Origin of the sequence: Azoarcus sp. TTM-91, from assembly GCF_012911025.1 — a bacterium.
Taxonomy (GTDB): domain Bacteria; phylum Pseudomonadota; class Gammaproteobacteria; order Burkholderiales; family Rhodocyclaceae; genus Azoarcus.
In genome coordinates this window covers 103,212-114,640 of the sequence record NZ_WUEI01000003.1, presented here as the reverse complement: position 1 = coordinate 114,640, position 11,429 = coordinate 103,212, and the positions used below count along the sequence as shown (strand labels likewise).

Genomic DNA, 11,429 nt, shown 5'->3' with positions numbered 1-11,429 from the left:
CGTACGAACCATGAAAGACCAGCTCCCGGTAACCCGCCCCTTCCTTCCTCCGCTCGAGGAGTTCATCCCCTACCTCGAACAGATCTGGGCGAACAAGCAGCTGACCAACAACGGCCCCTTCCACCAGCAGCTGGAAGCCGAGCTGGCGGCCTACCTCGGCGTCGAACACCTCAGCCTGTTCGCCAACGGCACGCTGGCGCTGGTCACCGCCTTGCAAGCCTTGCGCATCAGCGGCGAAGTCATCACCACGCCTTACACCTTCGCCGCCACCGCCCACTCGCTGCTGTGGAACGGCATCAAGCCGGTGTTCGTGGACATCGACCGCGAGACCTGCAACCTCGACCCGGAGCGCATCGAGGAAGCAATCACCCCCGCCACCACCGCCATCATGCCGGTGCATTGCTATGGCATCCCCTGCGACGTCGAGCGCATCGAGCGCATCGCCGACACCTACGGCCTCAAGGTGATCTACGACGCCGCCCATGCCTTCGGCGTGCGCCACAAGGGCAGCAGCGTGCTGCGCCACGGCGACCTCTCCATCCTCAGCTTCCACGCCACCAAGGTGTTCAACACCTTCGAGGGCGGCGCCATCGTTTGCCCGAACGCCAAGATCAAGCAGCGCATCGACTACCTGAAGAACTTCGGCTTCGCCGACGAAGTCACGGTGGTCGCGCCCGGCATCAACGGCAAGATGAACGAATTCAGCGCGGCGCTGGGCCTGCTGCAACTCGGCCATATCGATCAGGCACTGTCCCGGCGGGCCAGCCTGCACCACCGCTACAGCCAGGCACTGGCCGAGGTACCCACGCTGGAAGTGCTGCAGGCACCGGCGGAAGTGGAGTGGAACCACGCCTACTGCCCGATCTTCGTCAAACCCGGCCACCCGCTCGGCCGCGACCAGTTGTACGAGAAACTGAAGGCACACGGCATCCTGTCACGGCGCTACTTCTATCCCCTGCTCAGCTCCCTGCCGCTTTATCGCGGCCTGCCGAGCGCCGCCCCGGAGCGGCTGGTGAATGCAAACCGGATCGCAGACCAGGTGATCTGCTTGCCGATCTTCCCCGACCTCGACGTGGCAACCCAGGACAGGATCGTGGAGACGCTGGTCTCCACCGCATGAACACCTTCCGCAGCCGGACCCAGGCCCCATGAGCGACGCCCTCATCATCTACGGCAACGGCCAGATGGCCCGCATGTTCCACCACTTCGCCAGGACCGAATGGCGGGTGGCGGCCTTCACCGTGGACCGGGAACTGATCACCGACAGCCAGCTTGCCGGCGTGCCGGTGCTGCCCTTCGACGAGATCGAGCGGCACTGCCCGCCGGACAGCCACCACATGATCACCGCCGTCGGCTTCGTGCAAATGAACGACGTGCGCGCCAGCCGCTACCTCGCCGCCAAGGGCAAGGGCTACCGCTTCGCCAACTACATCCACCCCTCGGTGGTACGGCATGAAGACCTGGTGCTGGGCGAGAACAACGTGGTGCTCGACCATGTGTCGCTGCATCCCGGCGTCAGCCTGGGCAACTCCAACTTCCTCTGCAGCAACATCTCCATCGGCCACGGCTGCCGCATCGAGGACAACTGCTGGATCAACTCCGGCGTGGCGGTGGCCGGCGAAACCCTCATCCGCTCCAACTGCTTCTTCGGCCCCAACGCCACCGTGGGCGACAATATCGCCATCGCCGAGCGCTGCTACATCGGCGCCAACACGCTGGTCACCCGCAGCACCCTGGCGGGCGAGGTCTACGTTTCCGCCCAGGGCGAGCGCTTCCCGCTGTCCAGCGACAAGTTCCTCGATTTCATCCGCCGGGCCTGAAGCCGCCGCGGTTCAAGAACATGGACATCTCCCCCCTCTACGCCGCCTTCTCCCGCGCCGCCCAGGCCACGCCAGGCAAGACCGCCGTCATCCTCGGCGAAGAAAGCCGGAGCTATGCGCAACTCCTGGGCGAGGTCGATCGCCTGGCCAGCCGGCTGGGCCGGTTGGGGGTCGCCGTCGGCGACCGCATCGGCATCGTCCTGCCCAACAGCATCGAGTTCGTGCGCATGCTGTTCGCCGCCGCCCGCCTGGGTGCGGTGCTGGTGCCGCAGTCGCCCGGCTGCACGCCGGAAGCGGCCCGGCGCACCTTCGCCGCGGCCGGTGTGAACCACCTGGTCTGCTGGCATGGCGTGGCCGCCGAACTGTTTCCAGCCAGTGGCCAGGGCGCAGGCCTCCGCCTGAGCGTGGGCGGCAAGCTACCCGGCTGGCTGGCGCTGGAGGAGACAGCGGACGACGAGCCGCTGCTCGAACCCGCCCGACTGCCCGCCGGCCATCCCTACCTCATCCTGCTCACCTCCGGCTCCACCGGCGCGCCCAAGCCCATCCTGCTGAGCCAGGACACCAAGGTGGCGCGTGCCGGCTCGGCCATCTCACTCTACGGCCTCACCGCCGACGAGGTGGTGCTCGCCGCCACGCCCATGCACCACTCGCTCGCCCAGCGGCTAGTGCTGCTCCCGCTCACTTCCGGCGCCACCAGCGTCATCATGCCGCGCTACACCGCCCAGGCCTGGCTGGACACCGCCGAGCGCCACGGCGTGAGCTTCACCATGGCGGTGTCCTCTCAATTGCGCCAGGTCATCCCGCTGCTGGAAGACCGGCCGGCACCGTCCCGCCTGCGCTGCCTGGTGTCCTCCTCCGCCGCGCTGGACCCGACCAGCAAGGCGCAGCTGCTGGCGCGCATCCCCGGCTGCGCCTTCCATGAGATCTACGGCGCCTCGGAGATCGCCTCCGCCACCAACCTGGACGCCCGCGCTCATCCGTCCAAGCTGGATTCGGTCGGCCTGCCCATTGCCGGCGTCGAGGTGCAGATCCTCGGCCGTGACCAGACCTTGCTGCCGGCGGGCGAGGCCGGCGAGATCATCTGCCGCACGCCCTTCGCCTTCGCCGGCTACTACCAGGCGCCGGACATCACCCACGCCGCCATGTGGCAGGACTACTTCCGCACCGGCGACGAAGGCCGGCTAGATGAAGACGGCTTCCTCTACTTCCTCGGCCGCATCAAGGACATCATCATCGTCGGCGGCATCAACGTCTATCCGCGCGACATCGAGGACATCGTCGAGCAGCACGAGGACGTGGCCGAATGCGCCGCCATCCCGGTGGCCGACGCCCAGCTCGGCGAGGTCGTCGGCCTGGTGATCGCGCCCAGGCCGGGCGCCAGCCTCAAGCTGCGCACGCTGCGCCAACTGTGCGCCAACCGGCTGGACGACGCCCAGCAACCCCACCACTACTTCCAGGTCGACCAGCTGCCCCGGAACGAAATGGGCAAGATCGACAAACCGACCCTGCGCGCCAGGTTCTCATCCCTTCCGAGGCAAGAGACATGACTACCCCTGCTCCGCAGCCGCTGCGCCTGGGCTTCATCGGCGGCGGCGCCACTTCCGCCGTCGGCTACACCCACTATGCCTCCACCCACCTGGACGGCCTGTTCCAGCTCGAAGCCGGCGTGTTCAGCCGCAACGCCGCCACCAATGCGGCCTCGGCCAAGGCCTACGGCATCGCCGCCGGACGCATGCATCCGGACTGGCAGACCCTGCTGCAGGCCGAGCGCGGCCGGCTGGACGCGCTCGCCATCCTCACCCCCATGCCTTCCCATGCGGAGATCGTCATCGCCGCGCTGGAAGCCGGCTTCCCGGTGATCTGCGAGAAACCGCTGGGCACCTCGCGCGACGAGTGCGTCGCCATCCAGCAGGCGGTGGAACAGAACCAGGGCTTCCTCGCCGTCACCTTCAACTACTCCGGCTACCCGATGGTGCGGGAGCTGCGGGCGCTGATCCACGCCGGCGAACTGGGCGAAATCCAGCAGATCCACGCCGAGATGCCGCAGGAGGGCTTCGCCCGCCGCAGCGCCAGCGGCGAGGCCGCCAAGCCGCAGGCCTGGCGCCTGAGCGACTACGCGGTACCCACGGTGGCGCTGGACCTGGGGGTACACGTCCATCACCTGATCCACTTCCTCACCGGCGCCCACCCGCTGCAGGTCATCGCCGACCAGTCCACGTATGGCAACTTCCCGGCGGTAGTGGACAACGTCAACTGCCTCGCTCGCTACAGCAGCGGCATCTCCGCCAACATCTGGTTCGGCAAGGCCGCGCTGGGCTATCGCAACGGCCTGCGCATCCGGGTGTTCGGCAGCAAGGGCAGCGCCGAATGGCTGCAGGTAGCGCCAGAGCAGCTGCAGATGGCCTATGCCGACGGCCGCCGCTGCAGCCTGGACCTCGGCTCCGGCGGGCTGACGGTGGCCTCCCAGCCACGCTACAACCGCTTCAAGCCCGGCCACCCCTCCGGCTTCATCGAGGCTTTCGCCAACCTCTACACCGACATCGCCCGGCAGTTGCGCATCGGCAGCCTGGCCGCCCCCGATGGCGAGAACTACGTGTTCGGGGCAGACCACGCAGTGGACGGGCTGGACTTCTTCGAGGCCGCCCACCGCTCCGCCCAGGAACACAGCTGGCAACACCTCGGCCGCTCGCAGGACACCCCCGCCCATGGATGACGACATCAAGCATTACATCACCGAACTGCTGCTGGAGAAGGGCAGGATTCCGGTCGCCGACGTCGGCAGCTACAACTATGTGGATTCCGGCCACATCGACTCCCTCGGGCTGATCAAATTCCTGGTCAAGCTGGAGGAGCGATTCGACATCGACCTCGGCATGGAAGCGCTGCTGGACCGCAAGGCCCGGACGGTGGATGGCCTTGCCGCGCTGATACGCGCCCAGCGGGGGCAGCACGATGGCCAGCCCTGAGCTCTTCGACGTCGCCGGTTTCCTCTCCGGCTCCGCCGCGGCGCTATCACCGGCGAAACGCCTGGCCGCGGAAGACTTCGTCCACGGCCGGGCGCCGCGCTACGCGCTGGGGCGCAACGAAGTCACCCGGCAACTGGCGGACGCAATCGCACTCGATGGCGTGGTGGACGACTATTGCAGCGAAAGCGCATGGTGCGGCCTGCCGGTGCGCCGGGGCGAGGATCTGCCTGCCGGCGCCATCGTGGTCAATACCGCCGTTTCCATCCGCCCTGTCAGCGCCGGCCGGCGCCTGGATGCCCTGAGCACCCGCCGCTGGATCGACTACGCCGAACTGATGCGCCTGGCGCCGGACACCTTCTCCCCGCCGCGCTTCGTCGCCGAAACCCGCCTCGCCTTCCAGGAACATGGCGAGGCTTTCCGCCGGCTCTACGCGCGGCTCGCGGACGAAGCGTCCCGCCAGTGTTTCACCGACGTGTTCCAGTACCGCCTGGACGCCGATCCCGCCCACATGCGCAACTACCGCTGCCGCGAGGACGAGCAGTACTTCGAACCCTTCCTCACGCTGGCGGCGGGCCGCGACTTCATCGACGCCGGCGGCTACGACGGCCAGACCAGCGTGGAATTCGCCGCCCGCTACCCGCACTACGGCAGCATCCAGGTGTTCGAGCCCTCGCAGGCCAACCTGCAGCGGCTGACCGCCAGGCTGGCGGCATTGCGCGACGTGCGCATCCACCCGCTCGGCCTGTCGGACAAGGCCGAAGAGTTGTGCTTCGCCGGCAGCTCCGGATCGGCCAGCCGGATCAGCGAGGAAGGCGGCGAGCGCATCCAGGTCGATTGCCTGGACAACCTGCTGGGCGCGGACAGGCGCGCGGCCGGCTTCATCAAGATGGACCTCGAGGGCTGGGAGCTCAAAGCCCTGGCCGGCGCGCGCCAGACCATCCTGGAAGCGCACCCCATACTCGCCATCGGCGCCTACCACCACCCGCTGGATTTCGTCCGCATCGCGGATTACGTGCTCGGCCTGCGGGACGATTACCACGTCCATCTCCGCCATTACACCGAGGGTTGGTCGGAAACCGTGCTGTATTTCGCCCCGGCCACCTGACAACCCGATATCTGGACTGCACCGCCCAATGCCCACTCCCACCCTGCTCGTTTTCCCGGTCAACGTGGACAGCGCCCTTCCCGTCATCAAGATGGCGCGCGCCCTCGGCTACCGCATCATAGGCGCCAGCTCGGTGCAGCCCTATCCCGACATCCCGGAACTGGAAACCTGCATCCACTTGCCCTTCATCACCGCGCCCGGCTTCGCCGAGGCATTCGCCGCGGCGCGGGCGGAGCATGGCATCAGCCATGTGCACGCGCCCCATCACGGGGTGTGGTCCCATCTGAACAGTCAGCTGCAGTCCTCGCCTGAACTGCCCTACGTGCTGTGCGGCAAGCACCCCTTCCGGCAGAACTGGGAGAACTTCGCGCCCAGCATGCAGTGGGCGGAAGAGGTGCGCTCGGACAAGCTGGCCGGGGCCGCCACCCTGCCGGGCAGCGCCCTTGCGCCGCCACTGAGCACCGCTGCCTATGCCTCACTGCATCGCGGTTTCCTGCGCATTCCGGGGGAAAGCGACGTGGAAAAGCTCAGCGCGCTGAGCGCCATCGCCCGGCTGACGCCGCGGGGCGACGTGGTGGAAATCGGCTCGCTGTACGGCCGCTCCGCCTACGCTCTGGGCCGACTGGCCCATGCGCACGGCATCGGCGCCTGCATCTGCGTCGACCCCTGGCGCATGGAAGTCCTGACCGACCAGGGCAAGCAGGCCGACATCCTGCAGAGCGGCGCGAGCTTCATCGACTTCGACCAGATTTTCCTGGAGTTTCTGGCGACCGCCGCCGAGGTGCCCGGCATGGCTTACATCCGCCAGCCCTCCGCTACTGCCATCACGAGCTATCTCGCCGCCTGCGCCACTGGCGAGCTAAGGCCGGCGGGGCTGCCGGCGGTACCGGTGAGCGGCCGCATCGCGTTGCTGCACATCGATGGCAACCATCGCTATGACCAAGTGGTCCTCGACATCCAGACCTGGGAGCCCTACCTGATGGAAGGCGGCTGGCTGCTGCTCGACGACTATGTGTGGGCTTTCGGCGACGGGCCCAAGATCGCCGGCGACGAACTGCTGCAAAGCGGCGCTTTCGACCACATGTTCACCTGCAGCGACACGCTCTTCCTGCGCAAGGGCTCAAGCCGCCGGGCCTGAGCCCTGTTGCTCGGAACACCAGCTCCGCCACACTTCGCGGAAGGCCCGTTCCCAGGAGCGGGCTGCACATTCCGGGGTGAACAGCTGCGTGGCGACCAGGCGCTGCCGCAAGCCAAGGCGGATCTCCGCCAGGCATTCCGGCCGCTGCGCCAGGGCCACGCCCTTAGCGATGAAATCATCCTCGTCCACACCGATGAACTCCGGCAGTTCGATCTTGGACATGACCGAAGCGCCCAAATTGGATACCAGGCGCCTGCCCTGCAGCGTCAGGATTGGCACGCCCATCCATACTGAATGCAGCGCGGTGGTACCCGCGTTGTAGGGCACCGTATCCAGCAGCACGTCGATATCGGCATGCGCCGCCAGGTAGCGGCGCATCTTCGCCCGCCCCATGAAGCGGAGCCGGGAGGGCGCCACGCCGCGCGCTTCGAACTCGCTCTCCAGTTGCTTCTGGATGGTATTGCTATCCACCGAGCCGATCAGCATGCGCGCGGCTGGAATCCGGTTCAGCAGCCCAGCCCACAGATCCAGGGTGGGCGCCGTGATCTTGCCGGGCCGGTTGAAACTGCCGAAGGTGAGGTAACCATTGCGCAGCGCCGGCAGTTCCGCAACCGGTGGCGCATCATCGGCAAACGTGAAGCTGGTGGCGCTGTCCGCACGCAACAGCTTCTCCGAGAACAGCCCATCGAGTTGGCCCGGCGGCGCGATGTAGCGGTCGGTAAGGAAGTAATCCATCGATTTCAGCCCGGTGGTATCCGCATAGCCGACCGCCGTGATCTGCACCGGCGCCGGCTTGCGGGCGAAAGTCAGCAGCCGGTTGCCGGCGGTATGGCCGGAGAGATCCACCAGGATGTCGATGCGGCAGGCACGGATGATCTCGGCCAGGTCCTTGTCGGAGACATGCGCCACCGAAACCCAATAGTTGAAGTTCTGCTTCAGCCTTTCGGAGACCTCATCGAACTTCACCGTGTTGTGGAAGGCGAAGAGCTCGAACTGCGTCTTGTCCAGCCGTGCGAGCACCGGTTCGAAAAAGGTGGCGACCGCGTGGTTGTACAGGTCGGCAGAAACGAAGCCGAGGCGGATGCGGCGCTCCGGCTCGGGCTGGTTGTCGTGCGGCCGGTGCGTACCCAGCAGCTGCGTCTCGAAACGCCTGCCGAATTCGAGGTGCTTGTCTAACACGGCCTCGGGCGACAGCCGGTAGTCGTGGGTGAGGAAGAACAGCAGGTTGGAGTAGCTGGGCGGATGATCCGGGTTGTTGTCCACCGCCAGCTGGCTGGTCTGGATGGCATCGGCCAGCCGGCCCTGGTTGAAATAGGCGTAGCCCAGATCCTGGTACGCGCCGCCGAACTTCGGGTCGGCCTTGATCGCCCTTTCCAGGTAGGGAATCGCCTCCTCGCCCCGGCGGGTGCTCAGCAATACCAGGGCCATCGCCTGGCAGGCGAGCGCGTAGTCCGGCGCCAGGGCCACCGCACGCCGCGCCAGTATTTCCGCTTGCTCGAAGCTGCGCCGGTTCACTTCCATATTGATGTAGCGCACCAGGGTATCCACCTTCTCCGGCCGGATCTCCAGGCTGAGCTTGAACAGCTCCTCCGCTTCGGCCAGATAGTTGAAGGAGGACATGGCCGCGGCCAGGTGATCCAGCATCTGCGCATCGGCCGGAAAGGCTTCGTTGGCCTTGATCAGCGCCTTCAACGCCGCCATCCGCTCGCCCAGGCGGAACCGCGCCGTGCCGAGGAAATGCCAGCCAGCCGGGTGCAGGGGGTGGCTCTTGGTGAGTTGCAGCGCGCGCCGCTCTAGCTCCTGCAGTTCGCCCTGGTTGAAGAGTTCGACCAGGCGGTCGAAGGTCTTGCTGTCCACTACCCGGCCCTTGACGAGGGCCCGCTTGCCGGAGGCCATCTGCGCCCGGCTGCGGCGGATGATCTGGGCGACGGCGGCGAGCAGCTCCTTCTCCTGCTCGTCCGCCGCCAGCTTCACCGGCCCGGCCACCGGTGCCTCTACCACCACCGGCGCGGTGGCGGCCGCTATGCGCTCGCGCATCTTCTGCAGCTCGTCCTCGCCAATGCCGCTGCCAGCGGCCTGCTCCAGCATCTGCACCGCATGGCCGGCGGCACCCGCCGCCAACAGCACTTCCAGCAGTGAATGCCAGAACTGGCTTTCCGCCGGCCGCGCCTCGATCGCATTCATCAGCCGTTCCAGCGCCTGATCCACATTGCCGCGGGAGAACTCGAGCAAGCCCAGATTGTGGTTGCCCTCGGCATGGGCCGGCGCCTCGGCCAGCAGCGCTTGATAGGCCTGGATCGCCTCATCGTTCTTTCCCGCCAGCTGGGCGCCCAGGGCTTCTTCATATAGCGACTGCACTGAAGTCATCGGTTGAAGTCCGTCAGAGGATGGGGGAGGAGCCACGCGAAAAGCGCCGCGAAGTCGATGCATTCTGCCACGGCCCTCCTACGCTCAATCCGCGAAGGAGGGGCGGCAAAACCGGCCATTACCGGCGACGGCAAGCGGCAAGGCTGCCCTGCCGCACCTGCCGGCAACCGGCAATTTCTTCCGCCCGGACTCTGCCATAGCGACACATCCCATTGATATTGATAAATAAAAATACCTGGCACGCTCCTCGCTATTAGGAGCTCAGCTCGGAGGCCGGATGCGGAGGCAACGTCCTGCCGGCCCGGACAACCTCTGATCCGTATGCAAGGAGATGAACATGGCACAGGTCATCAGCACCAACATCCAATCGCTGAATGCGCAGCGCAATCTGAACAACTCAGCCAACTCGCTGCAGACCTCGCTGCAGCGCCTGTCTTCCGGTCTGCGCATCAACAGCGCGAAGGACGACGCCGCCGGCCTGGCCATCTCCGAGCGTTTCACATCGCAGATCCGCGGCCTGGACCAGGCAGCCCGCAACGCCAACGACGGCATCTCGCTGGCGCAGACGGCCGAGGCCGCGCTGCAATCCTCCGGCGACATCCTGCAGCGTATCCGCGAGCTGTCCATCCAGTCGGCCAACGCCACCAACTCCGCTGGCGACCGCGCCGCGCTGAACTCCGAAGTCCAGCAGTTGACACAGGAACTGCAGCGCATCGCCACCAACACCGAGTTCAACGGCCAGAAGCTGCTGGACGGCTCCTTCACCGCCGCCACCTTCCAGGTCGGCGCCAACGCCAACCAGACCATCACCGCCACCTCGGGCAATTTCCAGGTGGACGCCTATGGCAATTACCGCGTCGGCGGCCTCGCCACCTCGACCAATACGCCTAACGGCGTGGGCGACCTGGTGGTGGGCAGCGTGGCGCAGGGGCAGCTCTCCACCGCGGTTTCCGGCAGCAGCTCCGGCATCGCCGGTGACACCATCACCCTCTCCAGCAGCCTGGGCAGCAAGGAGATCACCTACTCTGCCGGCGCCAGCGCCGAGAGCATTGCCGCCAAGATCAACCAGGCCGGTACCGGCGTGCGCGCCTCCGCCAACACGACTTTCGTGCTGGGCGCGGGCAGCACCGGCTCCTTCACCCAGGGGCAGAGCTATACCTTCATGTTGGCCAGCGATACCACTTCCGGGGTCGACCCTGCGTCCTACACCACCGTGTCCTTCACCATCGGCGGCGCAGCCACCGGCCAGGGCGCCAGCAACGCCAGCCAACTCTCCTCCGCGGTGCAGGCCTTCAACGACGTGGCCGGCAATACCGGCTTCGTGGCCAAGATCGTGGAAGCGGACGACGGCACGCTGGGGCTGATGCTGACCAGCGAGGTGGGCAAGGATCTGCGCATCACCAATACCTCGGTCGACAGCTCCGGCGCCGGCGTGGACGTGTCGCTGAACGACATCCGGGTGATGGACGGCGACACCACCAACGATGCGGCGGCGGCCATGAACGGTGGCAGCATCGTCGGCGTGACCAATGCCGCATGGAGCAGCGGCTCCTCCGCCTGGATCACCGGCCAGCTCATCGTGGACTCGGATCGCTCCTTCTCGCTGACGACCACGAACGATGACCTGACGATCTCTGCCGGCACCTTTGGCGGCCAGCTGCAGGCAACCGGGAAGATGGACATCAGCACGGTGGAGGCGGCCAACCGCACGCTGGGCATCGTCGATTCGGCGCTGGCGGCGATCAACAACCAGCGCGCCCGCTATGGCGCCCTGCAGTCCCGCTTCGAGAACACCATCTCCAACCTGCAGAGCACCTCGGAAAACCTGTCGGCCTCTCGATCGCGCATCCGCGACGCGGACTTCGCGGCGGAAACTGCCAACCTGACCCGCGCCCAGATCCTGCAACAGGCAGGCACCGCGATGCTGGCCCAGGCCAACCAGATTCCGCAGCAGGTGCTGCAGCTGCTGCAAGGCTGATCGCCAGAACGCGGAAAGACGGAGGGCCGGCGCACGGAGCATGCGCCGGCCCTCT

Annotated in this window: 9 protein-coding genes; 8 read left to right on the top strand and 1 reads right to left on the bottom strand. The window is 66.7% G+C overall.

All coding sequences use genetic code 11. The features are described from left to right. The first annotated feature begins 10 nt into the window (after window positions 1–10). From GRF61_RS01945 to GRF61_RS01915, 7 genes are read left to right on the top strand one after another with little or no spacing between them, the layout of a single operon-like run. Window positions 11–1,120 carry a DegT/DnrJ/EryC1/StrS family aminotransferase gene (locus GRF61_RS01945; RefSeq protein ID WP_169149049.1) on the top strand — a complete coding sequence of 370 codons (1,110 nt, stop codon included), beginning with the start codon at window positions 11–13 and terminating at the stop codon, window positions 1,118–1,120. A gap of 28 nt (window positions 1,121–1,148) precedes the next feature. Next, window positions 1,149–1,820 carry an acetyltransferase gene (locus GRF61_RS01940; protein WP_169149048.1) on the top strand — a complete coding sequence of 224 codons (672 nt, stop codon included), beginning with the start codon at window positions 1,149–1,151 and terminating at the stop codon, window positions 1,818–1,820. A 20-nt stretch (window positions 1,821–1,840) separates the two neighbouring features. After that, on the top strand, window positions 1,841–3,367 hold the full coding sequence (locus GRF61_RS01935) for a class I adenylate-forming enzyme family protein (protein ID WP_169149047.1): 1,527 nt from the start codon (window positions 1,841–1,843) through the stop codon (window positions 3,365–3,367). Next, window positions 3,364–4,533 carry a Gfo/Idh/MocA family oxidoreductase gene (locus GRF61_RS01930; protein WP_169149046.1) on the top strand — a complete coding sequence of 390 codons (1,170 nt, stop codon included), beginning with the start codon at window positions 3,364–3,366 and terminating at the stop codon, window positions 4,531–4,533. The genes GRF61_RS01935 and GRF61_RS01930 overlap by 4 nt, the downstream gene beginning before the upstream one ends. Then, the gene (locus GRF61_RS01925; RefSeq protein ID WP_169149045.1) at window positions 4,526–4,786 is read left to right on the top strand and encodes an acyl carrier protein; all 261 of its coding nucleotides are present in this window, start codon (window positions 4,526–4,528) and stop codon (window positions 4,784–4,786) included. Before GRF61_RS01930 ends, GRF61_RS01925 begins: the two co-directional genes overlap by 8 nt. Continuing rightward, a complete protein-coding gene (locus GRF61_RS01920) occupies window positions 4,773–5,891 on the top strand; it encodes an FkbM family methyltransferase (protein WP_169149044.1) in 1,119 nt (372 codons plus the stop codon). Before GRF61_RS01925 ends, GRF61_RS01920 begins: the two co-directional genes overlap by 14 nt. A gap of 28 nt (window positions 5,892–5,919) precedes the next feature. Beyond that, complete coding sequence (locus tag GRF61_RS01915; RefSeq protein WP_169149043.1) at window positions 5,920–7,029, top strand: class I SAM-dependent methyltransferase; 1,110 nt, start codon at window positions 5,920–5,922, stop codon at window positions 7,027–7,029. Here the strand turns inward: GRF61_RS01915 and GRF61_RS01910 are convergent. Further along, on the bottom strand, window positions 7,012–9,396 hold the full coding sequence (locus GRF61_RS01910) for a tetratricopeptide repeat protein (RefSeq protein ID WP_169149042.1): 2,385 nt from the start codon (window positions 9,394–9,396) through the stop codon (window positions 7,012–7,014). The two genes, GRF61_RS01915 and GRF61_RS01910, sit on opposite strands and share 18 nt — an antisense overlap. Before the next feature lie 337 nt (window positions 9,397–9,733). On the opposite strand from GRF61_RS01910, the gene GRF61_RS01905 reads away from it, so the two are divergent. Then, entirely contained in the window at window positions 9,734–11,374 is a 1,641-nt protein-coding gene (locus GRF61_RS01905; RefSeq protein WP_169149041.1) for a flagellin, read from the top strand. Window positions 11,375–11,429 lie beyond the last annotated feature (55 nt).

What these genes read in the sequence shown, in the direction of transcription:
- GRF61_RS01945 (WP_169149049.1), top strand. Translation starts at nt 11, where the DNA reads ATGAAAGACCAGCTCCCGGTAACCCGCCCCTTCCTTCCTCCGCTCGAG.
- GRF61_RS01940 (WP_169149048.1), top strand. Translation starts at nt 1,149, where the DNA reads ATGAGCGACGCCCTCATCATCTACGGCAACGGCCAGATGGCCCGCATG.
- GRF61_RS01935 (WP_169149047.1), top strand. Translation starts at nt 1,841, where the DNA reads ATGGACATCTCCCCCCTCTACGCCGCCTTCTCCCGCGCCGCCCAGGCC.
- GRF61_RS01930 (WP_169149046.1), top strand. Translation starts at nt 3,364, where the DNA reads ATGACTACCCCTGCTCCGCAGCCGCTGCGCCTGGGCTTCATCGGCGGC.
- GRF61_RS01925 (WP_169149045.1), top strand. Translation starts at nt 4,526, where the DNA reads ATGGATGACGACATCAAGCATTACATCACCGAACTGCTGCTGGAGAAG.
- GRF61_RS01920 (WP_169149044.1), top strand. Translation starts at nt 4,773, where the DNA reads ATGGCCAGCCCTGAGCTCTTCGACGTCGCCGGTTTCCTCTCCGGCTCC.
- GRF61_RS01915 (WP_169149043.1), top strand. Translation starts at nt 5,920, where the DNA reads ATGCCCACTCCCACCCTGCTCGTTTTCCCGGTCAACGTGGACAGCGCC.
- GRF61_RS01910 (WP_169149042.1), bottom strand. Translation starts at nt 9,396, where the DNA reads ATGACTTCAGTGCAGTCGCTATATGAAGAAGCCCTGGGCGCCCAGCTG.
- GRF61_RS01905 (WP_169149041.1), top strand. Translation starts at nt 9,734, where the DNA reads ATGGCACAGGTCATCAGCACCAACATCCAATCGCTGAATGCGCAGCGC.